Annotated in this window: 14 protein-coding genes, 1 pseudogene and 1 riboswitch; of the genes and pseudogenes, 11 read left to right on the forward strand and 4 right to left on the reverse strand. The window is 34.3% G+C overall.

Features of this window, described 5'->3' with window-relative positions:
• Nucleotides 1-56 precede the first annotated feature (56 nt).
• The 6 genes and pseudogenes from ACFHWD_RS16995 to ACFHWD_RS17020 all read left to right on the forward strand — a co-directional run.
• A pseudogene (locus ACFHWD_RS16995) lies at nt 57-628 on the forward strand (winged helix-turn-helix domain-containing protein); the annotation flags it as partial.
• A gap of 426 nt (nt 629-1,054) precedes the next feature.
• A complete protein-coding gene (locus tag ACFHWD_RS17000) occupies nt 1,055-1,750 on the forward strand; it encodes a methyltransferase family protein (RefSeq protein WP_378062775.1) in 696 nt (231 codons plus the stop codon).
• The gene (locus ACFHWD_RS17005; protein WP_378062776.1) at nt 1,747-2,112 is read left to right on the forward strand and encodes a prolipoprotein diacylglyceryl transferase; all 366 of its coding nucleotides are present in this window, start codon (nt 1,747-1,749) and stop codon (nt 2,110-2,112) included. Before ACFHWD_RS17000 ends, ACFHWD_RS17005 begins: the two co-directional genes overlap by 4 nt.
• The gene (locus ACFHWD_RS17010; RefSeq protein ID WP_378062777.1) at nt 2,049-2,585 is read left to right on the forward strand and encodes a prolipoprotein diacylglyceryl transferase; all 537 of its coding nucleotides are present in this window, start codon (nt 2,049-2,051) and stop codon (nt 2,583-2,585) included. Before ACFHWD_RS17005 ends, ACFHWD_RS17010 begins: the two co-directional genes overlap by 64 nt.
• A gap of 209 nt (nt 2,586-2,794) precedes the next feature.
• The gene (locus ACFHWD_RS17015) at nt 2,795-3,184 is read left to right on the forward strand and encodes a hypothetical protein (protein WP_378062778.1); all 390 of its coding nucleotides are present in this window, start codon (nt 2,795-2,797) and stop codon (nt 3,182-3,184) included.
• A 39-nt stretch (nt 3,185-3,223) separates the two neighbouring features.
• Complete coding sequence (locus ACFHWD_RS17020) at nt 3,224-5,467, forward strand: heavy metal translocating P-type ATPase (RefSeq protein ID WP_378062779.1); 2,244 nt, start codon at nt 3,224-3,226, stop codon at nt 5,465-5,467.
• An 86-nt stretch (nt 5,468-5,553) separates the two neighbouring features.
• Here the strand turns inward: ACFHWD_RS17020 and rlmD are convergent, their stop codons facing one another.
• Nucleotides 5,554-6,984, reverse strand: a complete 1,431-nt coding sequence (rlmD, locus tag ACFHWD_RS17025) for a 23S rRNA (uracil(1939)-C(5))-methyltransferase RlmD (protein WP_378062780.1) — start codon at nt 6,982-6,984, stop codon at nt 5,554-5,556.
• A gap of 3 nt (nt 6,985-6,987) precedes the next feature.
• Complete coding sequence (locus ACFHWD_RS17030; protein WP_378062781.1) at nt 6,988-7,593, reverse strand: hypothetical protein; 606 nt, start codon at nt 7,591-7,593, stop codon at nt 6,988-6,990.
• A gap of 181 nt (nt 7,594-7,774) precedes the next feature.
• Here ACFHWD_RS17030 and ACFHWD_RS17035 point away from each other — a divergent pair, with 181 nt between their 5' ends.
• From ACFHWD_RS17035 to ACFHWD_RS17055, 5 genes are all read left to right on the forward strand, one after another.
• A complete protein-coding gene (locus tag ACFHWD_RS17035; protein ID WP_378062782.1) occupies nt 7,775-9,625 on the forward strand; it encodes an LTA synthase family protein in 1,851 nt (616 codons plus the stop codon).
• Nucleotides 9,626-9,706: 81 nt separating this feature from the next.
• Nucleotides 9,707-9,808: riboswitch (TPP riboswitch) on the forward strand.
• 66 nt (nt 9,809-9,874) lie between these two features.
• Nucleotides 9,875-10,609: a TatD family hydrolase gene (locus tag ACFHWD_RS17040; RefSeq protein WP_179977014.1), complete on the forward strand. Its 735-nt coding sequence runs from the start codon at nt 9,875-9,877 to the stop codon at nt 10,607-10,609.
• A 16-nt stretch (nt 10,610-10,625) separates the two neighbouring features.
• Complete coding sequence (locus ACFHWD_RS17045) at nt 10,626-11,378, forward strand: ABC transporter permease (protein ID WP_150356608.1); 753 nt, start codon at nt 10,626-10,628, stop codon at nt 11,376-11,378.
• Between the two features lie 13 nt (nt 11,379-11,391).
• Nucleotides 11,392-12,396, forward strand: coding sequence for an ABC transporter substrate-binding protein (locus tag ACFHWD_RS17050; protein WP_378062783.1), 1,005 nt, complete (start codon nt 11,392-11,394; stop codon nt 12,394-12,396).
• Nucleotides 12,365-13,114: an ABC transporter ATP-binding protein gene (locus tag ACFHWD_RS17055; RefSeq protein ID WP_378062795.1), complete on the forward strand. Its 750-nt coding sequence runs from the start codon at nt 12,365-12,367 to the stop codon at nt 13,112-13,114. The genes ACFHWD_RS17050 and ACFHWD_RS17055 overlap by 32 nt, the downstream gene beginning before the upstream one ends.
• A gap of 118 nt (nt 13,115-13,232) precedes the next feature.
• Here the strand turns inward: ACFHWD_RS17055 and ACFHWD_RS17060 are convergent, their stop codons facing one another.
• Nucleotides 13,233-14,267 carry an L-threonylcarbamoyladenylate synthase gene (locus tag ACFHWD_RS17060; protein WP_378062784.1) on the reverse strand — a complete coding sequence of 345 codons (1,035 nt, stop codon included), beginning with the start codon at nt 14,265-14,267 and terminating at the stop codon, nt 13,233-13,235.
• Between the two features lie 12 nt (nt 14,268-14,279).
• Nucleotides 14,280-16,064 carry a serine hydrolase gene (locus tag ACFHWD_RS17065; RefSeq protein ID WP_378062785.1) on the reverse strand — a complete coding sequence of 595 codons (1,785 nt, stop codon included), beginning with the start codon at nt 16,062-16,064 and terminating at the stop codon, nt 14,280-14,282.
• Between the last annotated feature and the right edge of the window lie 58 nt (nt 16,065-16,122).

The following is a 16,122-nucleotide window of genomic DNA, read 5'->3' on the forward strand; positions in this document are numbered from 1 at the left end:
AATAAGCGAAGCAAGCTGGAGTGAATTCAGAAGAATGCTGGAATAAGTGGTGGTAGTTCACTAAAATAGATTTTCAACTTGTTATATTAGACCTTATGCTTCCAGATATTGATGGTGAAGATGTGTGCAGGATTATAAGAGAAACATCGAATATCCATATATTCATGCTTACTGCAAAGGTGGAATTGAGTGATAAAATTCAAGGCCTTAACGTTGGAGCAGATGAATATCTTACTAAACCATTAAGCCCAAGGGAATTGACAGCAAGAGTAAACGCATTGTTTAGAAGAATAAATTCCGGTAAATCAACAGTGCTTTCATATGATAATGGGAGGCTTAAAATTGATAAGGAAAAGAGAAATGTACAGGTAAAAGGAGAAGATATAATTTTAACTCCAAATGAATTTGAACTTTTATATACTCTTGCGTTAAATGGTGGCAAAGTTCTATCCAGAGAACAGCTCATTCAAAATGTATACGGTATTGATTTTGACGGTTCTGATAGAACTATAGATGCCCACATATTAAAAATCTTAGGAAAAAAGTAGAAGATGGTATTTCTAATGAAAAGATTAAAGCAGCCATAAAAGATGCAGGTTATGATGTGGTAGGGATAGAAAAAGCTTAACAGAATTTGAATAACTAAAAATTTTGAAAATGAGTATAGATTTGGTTAAAAACTAAATCTATACTCATTGTTTTTTGTATAAAAAATGTTTATTGACAATAAAATCTTCATAAGTTCTACATAAAATTCTTGTATAACACAAAAAAGTATACAATTTGACAAATTGGAATAGGTGTAATATCTATTCGCTAAACATTTTGCTGAAGTGTTTAATAAGGATAGTACATTAATTTATTAAAATACATTGTGTTGTATATACTATCATTTTTTGATTATTAACATACAGGATTTATGTGTAGGTTAAATGAAGAAATAATAAAAAATTTTTAACCATATATAGCTTCATAGTATCTTCATTATTTTGTAGAATAATATGTTTGATTAATAATATTGGATAAAAACGTAAACATAAAAGGAGAGGATATTATGCATGGCTTTAATGAATATGGATATGGATTATGGCCTGTTGTTATATTTAATATAGCCGTTTTCAGCTTATTTGCATACTTTGCGTTTAGGCCAAGGACAAAAAGGGATTGGAGGACTTTAGGAGCTTTTTCAGGTTTTATGGTAGCATTATTTAGTGAAATGTTTGGATATCCATTGACAATTTATATTTTAACGTCGATTTTAGGCAAGAGATATCCTGTACTTGATCCATTTTCCCATGCTAATGGTCATTTATGGGTGGTTTTAGCAGGTGACTCACCTGTTCTATTTAATATAGTACACATTATAAGCAATATATTTATTTTCGGAGGATTGTTTATAATTGCAATAGGCTGGAGAGGAATACATTTAGGAAATGGACAGCTAGTTATGGATGGTATATACAGATTTGTACGCCATCCGCAGTATAGTGGATTTATTCTTGCAATAATAGGATTCCTTCTACAATGGCCTACGCTTATTACATTAATAATGGCTCCAATGTTATTTGTTATGTATACAAGGCTTGCAAGAAAAGAAGAAAAAACAATGATAAATACCTTTGGAGAGCAATATTCTGATTATATAAAAAAAGTACCGGGATTTATTCCAAAAAAAATAATAACTTTTAGAGATGCTGTTGAAATTCTAAGAGTATTCAAAAAACCAATACAAAAGGAGAAATCTAAATGAGGGAACTTTTTAAAATAGGACATCTTAATATTAATATTTTTGGTGTAATGGTAGCTGTAGGAATGATAATCGGAATACTGATTGTCATGAAAGAAGCCAAGAGAAAGGGGTTAAATGAAGACAAGGTATTTAATTTAATAATGTATACAATTATAGCTGCAATAGTTGGTGCACGATTATATTATGTTATAGCCTTTAACTTTGGGCACTATTTAAGAAATCCATTGGAAATATTCCTTATAAATCTGGGTGGTTTGTCTATTCAGGGAGGACTGATAGGAGGAACATTATTTGCAGCATGGTATACAAGGAAAAAAAGAATTTTTTTTGGAAAGCTGCTGATACCATTGCCCCGGGTATAGCTATAGGTCAAGCAATTGGAAGAATAGGCTGCGATATTTTTGGAATTCCAATGAAAACTGTTTATCCATGGGGAATTAAAGTTGGTTCACAGATAGTCCATCCAGTTCAAATGTATGAAATGATTTTAGATCTTTTTCTTTTTGCTTTTCTATGGAGGAAAAAAAGTAGAATAAATTATGACGGAGAATTGTTTATTAAATATATAATAGGATTTTCGATGAACAGGATAATAGTAGAGTTTTTTAGGACAAATCCCGTGATTATCAAACCATTTACAATTGTTCATATTACTAGCTTCATAATGATTATTATAGCAATAATTGCAGGAAGAATAATTAAAAATAGATGTCAAATAGAACAATATGATGTATTGAGTAATAAAGCTGAAATGCCTGTGTATCGATGTATATTAATATTTTTCGTGGGTATAGCTGGTATAATAATATATTATTATGTAAATTCCAATTTATAATTAAGGATATATACTTAGTTTCATAATGACTTCACAAATAAAAAGTATAATAAACGCATAAACAAGAAATAACTATACGAGAGGCATGATAGGGTGAGCAGTAGAGTTATATAGATGAATTCCCTTGAAAATATATGAATAATAAAATTCTATGAAAATAGAAGTAAATAAAAAATAATTTAAAATTATTAGATAGGAGTGATATTAAAATGAAAAATAAAATTATAGTTTTGGTAATATCAAGTCTAGCTGTAATAGGAAGTATTTCTGCTGTATATGCAAAGCAAAAAAGTAATATAGATTCTAATAACGCTAATATGTCATTAGTAAACACACAAGCTGTAAAATCTCAATCAGACGATAATTATAACAACATGATAAAAATAATGAAGGATAACGGTTTTAATGAAGCAGCAAAGGATATGGAAAACAGGGATTATAATGCCATGAACAAGTTTGTGAATAATTTAAGCGATGGTGATTATAAAAAGATGATCGATATGATGCAAAAAAATGGCTATGGGTCTATGGCCGGGATGATGGCATCAATTAATAAGGATGATATGATAGAAATGCATCAAAATATGATGGGAAGATAATGTTATATTCTATCAGTTGATATAAGAGGTGTATTTATTATGAAAAATCAAATGCTTAAAATTGAAGGAATGACGTGTGCAGCTTGTGCAAGAACTGTTGAAAGAATTTCAGGAAAATTGCCAGGAGTTAAAAGTGCAAGTGTAAATTTTGCTACTGAAAAATTAAATATAAATTATGATAACACAGTAGTTACATTATCCGATATACAAAAGGCTGTTGAGAAAGCCGGCTATAGAGCTTCAGAAGAAGAAGGCAATATTGATGTAGATAAAGAAAAAAAGGAAAGGGAAATCAAAGCATTATGGCATAGATTTTTAATATCAGCAATTTTTGGAGTACCATTATTGCTGCTTGCAATGATACCGATGATTATGGGGAAATTTAATATTATGCTGCCTGAAATTATCGATCCTATGCAGCATGTAAAAAGTTTTGCTGTTTTACAACTAATACTTGTCTTGCCCATAATGGTGGTAGGTAGAAAATATTTCATCGTTGGATTTAAATCGTTGTTTAGGTTGAGTCCAAATATGGATTCATTGATTTCAATTGGAACTTCGGCGGCATTTTTATATAGTGTATTTGCAGTAATTGAAATACTTTCCGGCAACAATGGTTATCATATGTATTTTGAATCTGCAGGTGTAATTTTGACTCTCATTACTCTTGGTAAGTATTTGGAAGCAATAACCAAAGGCAAAACTTCTGAAGCTATCAAAAAGCTTATGGGATTAGCTCCTAAAACTGCTGTCATAATAAGAGATAATAGAGAAACTGAAATACCAATTGATGAAGTTGAAGTGGGAGATATTGTAGTTGTCAAGCCGGGTGAAAAAATGCCTGTAGATGGTGAAGTCATTGAGGGCAGTACATCCGTAGATGAGTCAATGCTCACCGGGGAAAGTATACCGGTGGAAAAAAGCATAGGTCATAAAATAATTGGTGCGAGTATAAATAAGAACGGTTCTATTAAGTATAGAGCAACTAAGGTTGGTAAAGATACAGCGCTGGCACAGATAATAACATTGGTGGAGAATGCTCAGGGATCTAAAGCTCCTATAGCTAAAATGGCTGATGTAATATCAGGTTATTTTGTACCTGTAGTTATAGGACTTGCCTTGGTTTCATCCCTGGCCTGGTTTTTAACAGGACAATCAGGAGTTTTTTCATTAACGATATTTATTTCGGTACTTGTTATAGCATGTCCTTGTGCTCTTGGTCTTGCAACACCAACAGCAATAATGGTTGGAACCGGTAAAGGTGCAGAATATGGAGTACTTATAAAAAGTGGCACAGCATTGGAAACTGCACATAAAATTCAAACTATAGTATTTGACAAAACAGGTACACTTACAGAGGGAAAACCAAAGGTTACAGACATAATTACAGCTAAAGATATAAGTGAAGAATATCTGCTTCAAATAGCAGCCACTGCAGAAAAAGGATCTGAACATCCACTTGGTGAATCTATTGTAAAAGAAGCTGAAAGAAGATCTATTGATTTGAAAAAACCAATGGATTTCAAGGCCATTCCAGGTCATGGTATAAAGGTGATAATCGATGATAATGTAATATTATTGGGTAATAAAAAACTTATGGATGAAAATCATGTTCTTCTTCTGGAAAGTTTAGAAGAGGAATCGGATAAACTTGCACAGGAAGGCAAGACACCTATGTTCATTGCCGTAAATGAAAGCTTGAGTGGTATAATTGCCGTAGCAGATACAGTTAAACAAAACAGCAAAAAAGCAATTGAAAGACTTCATGATATGGGAATAGAAATTGCGATGATAACTGGTGATAATAAGAGGACCGCAGAAGCCATTGCTAGCCAAGTAGGTATTGACAGGGTATTGGCAGAAGTTTTACCGCAGGATAAGGCGAATGAAGTAAAAAAACTCCAGTCAGAAGGAAAAAAAGTTGCTATGGTAGGTGATGGAATAAATGATGCTCCAGCCTTAGCACAAGCTGATATAGGGATAGCTATCGGATCGGGAACCGATGTGGCTATTGAGTCTGCAGATATCGTGCTCATGAGAAGTGATCTGATGGATGTACCCACAGCTATTGAACTCAGCAAAAAAACTATAAAAAATATAAAGGAGAACTTATTTTGGGCCTTTGGTTATAATACATTGGGAATACCGGTAGCTATGGGAATACTGTACTTATTTGGTGGACCTTTGTTAAATCCTATTATTGCAGCGTTGGCAATGAGTTTTAGCTCTGTTTCTGTCTTAACCAATGCTTTACGATTAAAGAGCTTTAAGCCATTGAGATAATCTTAAGTTTAAGATTTCAAATTTCAAAAATTGTTACTGTTTAAAATATATTTATTCTATCATAAATTAGGGTAAGGCTTTATGTATTAAGCTTTACCCTTTATTTTATGTGCCATATATGGATCGTAACTTGACGGTGAAAGCCCACTATGGGTGATGGCGGCTGGCCGATGCAGCGAAACTATAGTCTCCACGTGGGCAGTGTGGGGAAACATATCCATGAGTTTTACCTTGTCCAGTATATATCCGCATTGGATAAATATATTTAAGTCATTTACAAGAGTTTTAGGATTGCAGGACACGTAAATTATTTCAGGAGCATTGAAATTTATAATCTGTCTAATTGCTTTGGGATTGATTCCAGGCCTTGGGGGATCAAGTATTATTATGTCGGGCTTATCCTCTAAAGTTTTCATTATATGTAATACATCTCCTGCTATGAATGTACAATTCTCTATTCCATTCAATTTTATGTTTTCTTTCGCAGATTTTATTGCCTCTTCTACAAGCTCTATTCCCAGTACCTTTTTTACATGGGGGGATAATATTTGAGCTATAGTTCCCGTGCCGCAGTACAGGTCAAAAACCGTTTTTGAGGAAGTATCCTTTAAAAAATCCTTAATTATACTATACAGCTTTTCGGTGCCCTTAGAATTGGTCTGAAAAAATGATTCCGGATAAATTTTAAATTTCAATCCTAAAATTTCTTCTATTATATAATCGTTTCCAAATAGTATTTTCACTGAATCTATTTTTACCACATCCGATAAATTGTCATTTATAGTGTGAAGTACACCCACTAATTTGCCATTATAATTTAAATTTCTCAATATTTCAGTTATTTCATTGAAATCAAAATCAATTTGTGAAGTAGTAACGATGTTTACGAGGATTTCCCCTGTATTTTTACCTCTTCTAATTACCACATTTCTTAAATATCCCCTGTGGCTCCGTATTCTGTAATAAGGCAGTCCCTTTTTCCTGAAATAGGTGACGATTTCATTTAAAATTACAGTAAAGTCCTCATCTACTATTTTGCATTTATCTACATTCACAATGCCGAAGGATTTTCCCCTCATATGCATTCCCAATGTGAGAGATCCTCCTTTTTGCTCATCTCCAAAAGTAAATTCCATTTTATTTCTGTAATGAAATTCCTCGGGGCTTTTTTCTATACCCAAGAATTTAAAACCTTTGATAGAAGATTCTTCAAACAGGTCTAAAACCTGCTGCTTTTTTAATTCAACCTGTATATTATAGGGAATAAACTGAAAATTGCATCCGCCGCAGAGGTTAAAGTGGGGACATAAGGGCTCTGTTGCGTAGTTTACATTTTCAATTATTTCCACAATTTTGGCTTCTGCATATCCATTTCTTTTTTTTGTAATCTGACCTTTTATTTTTTGACCTGGCACAGAGTTTTTTATAAATACCTTTATTCCGTCCTTTTGTGCGATTCCAACTGCTGGAAATTTTAACTTTTCTATAAAAAATTCATGTTGGCTGCCCTTTTTCAATTCTTAATCTACTCCTTTTGGTACTTTGGTAAATTTTTCACCTAATGTTTTCCTGGATTTGCAGCTTCTCATTATAACAGGATATAAGATAGATACTATTAGAAATAATATTATATACATGCCTTTCATATCTGCTATATAATGTCCAAACAGGGTTCTTAAAATAAGATCAAATAAATAAAGACAGGCTAAAGAAACTACAGCCGATACAGCTGTATCTATAATGGAAAGTTTCAGATTGCAGGATACCAGGTTGTTTTTGACTTTGAAATCTGTACTTCGGTCAGAAGTTTTTTCCTTTGACACAGGTTCGATTTCAGTACTATCTGCTTTAAAATTGTCAATTTTAGTGTCCTCTTCCTGGGGCTTCTCTGATTGCAGGCTGGATTCATCCAGCTTTTTTTCAGCTTCCTGTTCTTCCAGAAGTTTTCTTTGCTTCTCTTCTTCTTCTCTTTTGAGCTGTTCCTCCTTTTCCTGTCCTTTCTTCTTTTTACTTTCTTCTAATCTTCTTTTCTCTTCCATATTTTTATTTTTAAGTTCTTCTAAAAACTGCTTTTTTGCTTCTTCATCTACTGAAAGTTTATCTTTATTTTCATCATTTTCTCCCATTAAACATATACCTCCTTCTTCTTTTTAGCCTTTCCATAACAAATATATTATGCTACACTATGACATCTATGTAAATAGGTATAAAAAATCTTTTATTATTGTTCACATATTATTTTACAATTTTATTCATTAGTTCTATAATTTTAGTATTGTAATAAATTGATGATTGAGGATATTTAATATGAATAGATTGAATTCGTTTTTTCTAGATTTTTTGGATGTAGTATTTTTTATAGTATGTGTAACTTTTAAGATATTGATGTATGGAAGGCATTTAGAAACAGGGTATATAAAAATTATATCTCTTTTCATTCCGGTCATTGCCCCGGTAATAATTATAATCTCCATATCTTTGCTTCTGAAAGCAAAGGCACGTTCCAGGATGCTCTATATATTCAATATTGTAATAAGTTCATTTATAGTAAGTGATATCATATATTTCAGATATTTTAAGGACATAATATCTCTTCCCGTGCTTATAAGCGGATTTCAGCTTGGAGCTGTAAAATCCAGTGTGTCAAATTTGATGAATATAAAGGACTTTTTATATTTCACTGATGTCATATTTATAATTCCCTTTGTGAACAGATATGTTAGAAAGAGAAAAAACAAATTTCCGCTGAATTATAGGATATCAACAGCTGTCGTGCTTCTCTTATTTGGCATTGGTATGGATTTTATAAGTTTTTATGGACTTTCAAGAGAGCAGCCCAGACTTTTGAGCGCAATGTATAATAAGGTTTATATAAGCAGAAAACTAGGTGTATTGAATTATCACTGTTTAGACATCTATAATTCACTTTCAGCCAATATAACCAAAATGACACCTGTTTCCAGAGAAAAAATAAATGCCATAAATACTTTTATGGATAATAATAAATCAGATAATAAAAATCTGAAAGGATATTCAAAGGAAAAAAATCTTATAATGATACAGGTAGAGGCCCTTCAGGAATTTGTAATAAATGCTTCTGTAAATGGACAGGAAATAACTCCGAATTTGAACAGATGGGTGAATAGGTCAGTGTATTTTGATAATTTTTATTATCAGGTAGCGGCAGGGGGAACTTCCGATGCGGAGTTTATGACCAACAATTCGATATATCCGGCAGCGGCTGGGGCAGTGTATTTTCTGTATTCCGGAAATAAATTCAGTGCCATGCCCGAAAATTTTAAAAATAACGGTTACAGTACAGCAGCATTTCACGGCTTTAGAGAAAATTTTTGGAACAGACAGATAATGTACAAAAAATTTGGCTTTGATAATTTCTATGGTGAAAAAAGTTATAAGAAAGATGAATCCATAGGTTTGGGACTCAGTGACAGATCTTTTTTGAACCAGTCTCTGATAAAATTGAACAATATGAAATCACCTTATTATGCTTTTTTAATAACACTGACCAGTCACTTTCCCTATGATGATGTGGATAAATATGGTGATTTTGATGTGGGAAATTTAAAAGGTACTCTTCTTGGAAATTATTTAAAAGCCATACATTATACAGATGAACAACTGGGAGTGTTTTTAAATGCTCTGGATGAAAATGGCACGCTTGAAAATTCAGTTGTAATGCTCTACGGTGATCACTATGCAATACCCAAAGATAAAGAGCAGCAGCTGTTCAAATTCCTGAATGTAAATTCAACTTCCGAAATGGATTGGGAAGGGCTTCAGAAGGTACCTCTTCTAATACATTTTCCCAACGAATCGGTGAAAGGTGTGAATCACGTATATGGAGGTGAAATGGATATATATCCTACGGTGTGTAACTTATTTGATCTGCCCGGGAAAAATATGTTTGGAAAAGATCTTTTTAACCCTAAAAATCAGAAGGTTATATTTAGAAATGGTTCCTTTATAGATAAAAATTATTATTCTTCTTCCCAGGATGATGTATACTATGATGTAAAGACCGGAAAGGAAGTGCCTGAGAATAGCAGCCTGAGGAAAGACAAAGAGGATGTGTTGAATCAGCTTGAATATTCTGATTACATATTAAAACATAATGTCATTGACAAGTTGGATAAATAAAACTGCGGATATGTACATGAAATGTTTACATTTTTATAAACAAGTGATATTATAATAATAATGTAGCAAATTTAATATTGTCTGTAGTGTCAGGGGTGCCGGTACGGCTGAGAAAAGTGAAAACTTTAACCCTTTGAACCTGATTCGGGCAGCGCCGACGTAGGGAAACCGCTTTGTAATTTGTATCCTGAAGCACTATTTGTGATAGTGCTTTTGTTTTTTGTCAAAGTTATATAGGAGATAATTGAAATGCTTGTTGATGCCCACAATCATATGGATTTTTATGGAGAAAACTTAAAGAAAGCTCTTGATATTATAAAAAAAGATGATATCAAGACACTGGGATGCTCCATGAACCTGAAAAGTTATATTTTTACGAAAAAGATAAGTGAAGAGAATGAGAATATAATACCCTGTTTTGGAATACATCCATGGGAAGCACATAAAAACTATGGTAATCTGGATCAATTTGATGATTATATAAAGGAGTGTAAGGCTTTAGGTGAAATAGGCCTTGACTATTACTGGGTACCGGAGAGGGAAAAATATCCCAAAATGGACATGGTATTTGAATACTTTTTGAGTAGGGCCAGACGATATGACAAGATAACCAATATCCATACCAAGGGTGCAGAACACAAGATACTGGAATATATAAAAAGGTATAAATTGAGAACACCGATAATTCACTGGTACAGCGGTGATATGGATGTGCTCAAGGAGCTATTAAAATGTGGTTGTTTTTTCACCATAAGTGTTGATATAGGCTATTCCAGGATTACAGATGAAATAGTGAATATTCTCCCCCTGGACAGAATATTGACGGAAACAGATGGACCCGACTCCCTTGAGTGGGTGAATAAACGGTATGGATATCCCTGGGAAGTTGAAGGCATTGTCAGAAAAATCTCAAACATAAAGGGAATTCAGTATGAAGAGTTAAAAGATAAAATATCCAGTAATTTCAACAGATTGAAATTGTGAATTTAAGGTGTTTAGAATGAAAGAATCAGGAAATATTCAAAATAAGATGTACCCGGTGATAACCATAGCAGTAGTAGTGGCTTTATGGCAGATGGTGGTGGGTCTTCAGTATATACAACCCTATATCCTTCCTTCGCCGTCAAATATTATAAAGACCCTCGTTTTGGATTTTAGAAACATAATGGAAAATGCGGAAACAACGCTTTATGAATCTTTTGTAGGATTTTTTATATCCATAGTGCTTTCTTTTATATTGGCCATAATAATGGACAGTTTTCATACAGTTAAGAAATCACTATATCCTATTTTGCTCATATCCCAGACTATTCCAACTATAGCTATAGCACCGCTTTTTATAATATGGTTCGGATTTGGAGCACTTCCCAAGATAATAGTCGTGATAACGGTATGCTTTTTTCCCATAGTTGTAAGTCTTGTAGACGGCCTTGAAAAGATAGATGTGGATTACATAAATCTATTTCATAATATGAAGGCTTCCAAACTTCAGATATTTTACCATCTTAAACTTCCCTATGCTCTGGTCAACTTTTTTTCAGGTTTGAAGATTGCTGCAACTTACATGATAATGTCTGCAATTATAGGCGAATGGCTGGGAGGAGACAGTGGAATAGGTGTATATATGGTGAGGGCCAAGAATGCCTACCAGCTTGATAAGGTATTTGCCTCAATTCTGGTTATTGTTGTAGTGAGTATTGCGATAATCTATATCATAGACTTTATAGGTAAAAAAATAATACATTGGAAATAAGAGGGGGATAATGATGAGAAAAAGTAAATTTATATTGTTGATACTGGCTGTTTTTATAAGTGTAATTGCTATGTCAGGATGTGGAACAAGTGATAAAAAGGATACATCAAATTCCCTGGATAAGACCACTGTCATACTGGACTGGACTCCAAATACAAATCACACCGGATTGTATGTGGCCCTAAATAAAGGATATTATAAAGATGAGGGGCTGGATGTGAAAATAGTTCAGCCTTCAGAAGGAAGTGTTACAAATCTTATAGCTGCTGGAAAAGGTGATTTTGGAGTGAGCTATCAGGAAGATGTCACCTATGCACTTACAAGTGACAATCCTCTTCCTGTAAAAGCCATTGCCACAATAATACAGCACAACACTTCCGGTTTTGCCGCACCTAAGAGCAAAAATATAAAGACTCCTAAAGATTTTGAGGGAAAAGTATATGGAGGATGGGGATCACCATCAGAAGAAGCAGTGCTTAAAGCTGTCATGGAGAAGAGCGGTGGAGACTTTAGCAAGGTCAAGATAGTGAATATCGGAAATGACGATTTTTTTGCAGCTACAAAGAAAAATATAGACTTTGCGTGGATCTTTGAGGGCTGGACAGGTATACAGGCCAAGTTGAAGGGAGAGCAGCTTGATTACATACCCGTTAAAGATCTGGATCCGGCTCTGGACTACTATACACCTATTCTTATAAGCAGTAACAAGCTTATAAGCAAGAATCCCGAAAAGGTAAAAAAATTCCTGGCAGCTACCGCCAAAGGCTACGAATACTCCATAAAGCATCCTGAAGAAAGTGCAGATATACTTTTGAAATATGCACCTGAAATAGACAAGAATCTGGCTCTTCAAAGTCAGAAATATATGGCTGGTCAGTATGTATCAGATGCACCGCGATGGGGAGTTATGAAATCCCAGGTATGGCAGCGTTATGCTAAATTTCTGAAGGACAAAGGCCTTATAAAAAAGGAGTTAAAAACAAGTGATGCATTCACAAATGAATTTCTGCCAAAATAATAGTGATGAAATGATGGTTGAGATTGAAAATGTGTGCAAGAAGTTTGAAGACAAGACAATACTTGAGGATATAACCCTATATCTCAAAAGAGGAGAATTTGTTTCCATACTTGGGCCCAGCGGCTGCGGCAAGAGTACACTTTTCAATATAATAACAGGATTTCTCAAAGAGGACAGCGGCAGTGTTTTTGTAAAAGGTGATATAGGATATATGCAGCAAAAGGATCTTCTTCTGCCCTGGAAGACCGTTCTTTCAAATGTAGTACTGCCCCTTGATATAAAGGGGAATGATAAAAAGCAGTCGAGAAGAGATGCAAAGAAATACATCGACATGTTCGGACTGGGGGGTTATGAAAATAAGTATCCCTATGAACTTTCAGGTGGAATGAAACAGAGGGCCAGTTTTTTGAGAACTTTTTTCTCTTCGGAGGAAATAATGCTTCTGGATGAACCTTTTGGTGCACTTGATTCAATAACCCGTGGAAAAATGCAGAATTGGATTTTAAAAATGAGGGAGAAGCTCCATCGGAGTATACTCTTTGTAACCCACGATATTGAAGAGGCAATTGTACTTTCAGATAGGATATATGTACTTTCTTCAAAGCCCGGCAGGGTAAAGAAAGAGATAATCGTGAATTTTAACAGAGGCAATAAGGAAAGCAGATTGTTTTCCCAGGAACTTTTAAGGATGAAAGCTGATATTTTAAAGTTGCTTTAGGAATCAAACAGCATGGACATCAATCTAAGCTAATTTGATAATTTATAGACGTATTAAAAAAATTGGAAGTATAAAGTGATTCTATATGCTTCCAATTTTTTTACATAAACAATATAATTTATATATGAATAATGTCTCCTGCACTTGCTTTTTCCAATCGGTTGATTATAGAATTTCCTAAGCCACTGTCGTCAGGAGCTTGTATATAAATATGATTTACATTCAATTTATCACATTTTCTAAGCAGATCAAATATCTTTTGAGCTGCTGTGTTTAACGTTTTAAAACTTCCTAAACTATATATGTGCTGACAACTCTTAAAATCATTTAAAAATTCTTGGAAACAAATTACAGCATTGTCCTCCTTTGCATTTTCTTTGATCCACTGTGAGGTCTTTGTATAATTGCCTTCAACCAGTGTTACTGGTGCATCCGGTGCATAGTGCCTGTATTTCATTCCTGGAGCCTTTGGAACTTCATTTCCCTTCACGCTTAATAAATCCTTTTTGTATATAAGATTTGGAATTACATTGCGTATGTCATCCAGGCTTATTGCTCCCGGTCTTAGGAGCACTGGTGCTGGAGTGGACATATCTATGATTGTTGATTCTAGTCCAATTGAACATGGCCCTCCATCTAAAATACAGGGAATTTTTCCATTTAAATCATTATAGCAGTGCTCTGCACTGGTAGTTGATGGTTTTCCTGATAGATTTGCAGACGGAGCTACTAATAGAGTTCTGCTTTCTTTAATTATAGCCCTTGCTATCCTGCTTTCTGGAAATCTAACTCCTACAGTTTTCATTCCTGCAGTAACTGTGTCTGAAATACAGTCTTTTTTGTTGAAAATCAAAGTTACTGATCCTGGCCAGAAAGCGTCAAATATTTTTTGGGTTTCTTTTGAAATATCCTTACATATATCATAAACCTGTTCTAATTTGTATATATGTACCAGCAGAGGATTATCCTGTGGCCTTCCTTTAACTTCAAATATCTTTTTTATTGCATTTTCATTAAAAGCATCTGCAGCTAATCCATAAACGGTTTCCGTGGGAATTGCAACAACTTCACCCTTTCTCAGATATTCTGCACCTTTTACAATATTTTTATAATTAACATTTAAATCTTTAACATTTAATATTTCTGTTTTCACAGCTTTCACCTTCTATTTTATTTTGTCTCCATGAACTTCAAGTCCCAATTGATACAATTCAAGACCTGTAACCGTATTTTTACTGTCAATATCAAATTTGATGCTGACATCTGCTACCCTAAGGAAAAATTTATTTTGAGACTGCGGATACAATTGGTATTTTTCACCGCTGCTGTCCTGCTCATAATAGAGATTTTTTCCATCAGTGGTTATGGATATATTTGCCAGATTTCCATCGAGCTTATAGTTACCAACGTATTTGCCAAGAGCTTTGCTGTCAATTGTAATTACTTGCTTTGACTTTGGAAGTTTATAACTTCCCCCTAGGGTTATGTCCGCCAGAGTGTCGTTTAGAGGGTTTATATTGTAGTACCCTACATTGGTGAGAATGATTATAGCTAGATCTTTGGCTGGATATCTGGCTATATTGCTTGTAAAACCAACTGTATTTCCACCATGGTATATTTCCTTTCCGTATTTTCCGCTTGTGAGCATCCAACCATATCCGTAGTAAGGGCCAGAGAGCGTCATAGCTATATGATTTGAAAATATATTATCCAATGTTGACTGCTTTACCATTTTTTCCGTGTAAAGGGCTCTGTCCCATTTATACAGGTCTTCCGTAGTGGAATACAGACACCCTGCACCATAAGCCCCGCTGAGTGTTATTTCATCACTTACAGGATAAACGTCCAAGTAGCCGCTGTAACCTGTAGAGGAGTACATTTTTTCAGTGCCTTTATAGCCCAGGCCTGTATTTTTCATATCCAGCGGCTGAAAGATATTTTTTTGAAGGTAATCCCCATAACTCATTCCACTCACCTTTGTAATTATATATCCCAGAAGAATATATCCGGAATTGCTGTAGCTGAAATTGGTTCCTGGTTTGAATTCCAGAGGTTTATTTTTAAATAGGTCTATTACCTTGTTTATATCTTTTAAAGAATCCTGGCTCATGTTCCAAAATTCAGGAAGGTTGGTACAGTTTACAATTCCTGAGCTGTGGGTGAGAAGATTTTCTACTGTTATGATATTCCCATTTGGAAAATCGGGTATATATTTTGAGATAGGATCGGATACGCTTATCAATCCTCTTTCAGCCAGCTGCATTATGGCCATAGCTGTAAATTGTTTGGTCATGGAACCTATGGGAAATGTGGTATTTGGTGTATTTTGAATATTTTGCTCGAAGTCCGATTTGCCATAGCCCTTGTCCAAAATTATCTTTTTATTTTGAGCCACAAGTACACTTCCATGAAAATTATCCGTACTCTGAAGTGTGTTCAAATAGGTATCTAATTTCTGTGAGATTTGAGAATTTTCCTGACCAGGTTGTACTTTTTCAGAGGTGGACATTTTAACAGCCCCGGTATTGTTGTCCCAGTTTATGGTCTTGCCGAGTATCTGGCTGAAGAATTCCAGAGGCACAAAGACGAAATTAGTTCTGATGACTGGTGCTGTTGACAAAATTATATTTTTATTGTTCACACGTATTTTTTTATTGTTACTCTCGAGTTTTACGGTATAATCCGGAGTAATGAATTCGGCACTGTCACCTTTTATATTCAGTTCTCCGTTTAATTTCCCACAAAATACGTTAAGAGAGAGCATGACTACTGAATTTGAGTCCTGATAGGGCTGTACGTATTCTGATGGAATACTGCTTCCATCAATGCTTATTGTAAATTTAGCTTCCTCTGGTGCTGCTGCAGTGTTTGCCTTCACATTTATTGCAGTTCCGCTTGAGCATATGAGAAAGACTGACATGATCATGGAGGAAAGTACTTTTTTGAACATTTACATCATCTCCTTCTATAGTAAGATACTATAATCATATCATAAAAAAATGTAGTGC

It is taken from the genome of Clostridium sp. MT-14 (assembly GCF_042436595.1).
Classification (GTDB): Bacteria; Bacillota; Clostridia; order Clostridiales; family Clostridiaceae; genus Clostridium_B; species Clostridium_B aromativorans.

Bases quoted from the DNA above. Each gene is read 5' to 3' on its own strand.
- ACFHWD_RS17000 (WP_378062775.1), top strand. From the start codon at position 1,055: ATGCATGGCTTTAATGAATATGGATATGGATTATGGCCTGTTGTTATA.
- ACFHWD_RS17005 (WP_378062776.1), top strand. From the start codon at position 1,747: ATGAGGGAACTTTTTAAAATAGGACATCTTAATATTAATATTTTTGGT.
- ACFHWD_RS17010 (WP_378062777.1), top strand. From the start codon at position 2,049: ATGGTATACAAGGAAAAAAAGAATTTTTTTTGGAAAGCTGCTGATACC.
- ACFHWD_RS17015 (WP_378062778.1), top strand. From the start codon at position 2,795: ATGAAAAATAAAATTATAGTTTTGGTAATATCAAGTCTAGCTGTAATA.
- ACFHWD_RS17020 (WP_378062779.1), top strand. From the start codon at position 3,224: ATGAAAAATCAAATGCTTAAAATTGAAGGAATGACGTGTGCAGCTTGT.
- ACFHWD_RS17030 (WP_378062781.1), bottom strand. From the start codon at position 7,593: ATGGGAGAAAATGATGAAAATAAAGATAAACTTTCAGTAGATGAAGAA.
- ACFHWD_RS17035 (WP_378062782.1), top strand. From the start codon at position 7,775: ATGAATAGATTGAATTCGTTTTTTCTAGATTTTTTGGATGTAGTATTT.
- ACFHWD_RS17040 (WP_179977014.1), top strand. From the start codon at position 9,875: ATGCTTGTTGATGCCCACAATCATATGGATTTTTATGGAGAAAACTTA.
- ACFHWD_RS17045 (WP_150356608.1), top strand. From the start codon at position 10,626: ATGAAAGAATCAGGAAATATTCAAAATAAGATGTACCCGGTGATAACC.
- ACFHWD_RS17050 (WP_378062783.1), top strand. From the start codon at position 11,392: ATGAGAAAAAGTAAATTTATATTGTTGATACTGGCTGTTTTTATAAGT.
- ACFHWD_RS17055 (WP_378062795.1), top strand. From the start codon at position 12,365: ATGCATTCACAAATGAATTTCTGCCAAAATAATAGTGATGAAATGATG.
- ACFHWD_RS17065 (WP_378062785.1), bottom strand. From the start codon at position 16,064: ATGTTCAAAAAAGTACTTTCCTCCATGATCATGTCAGTCTTTCTCATA.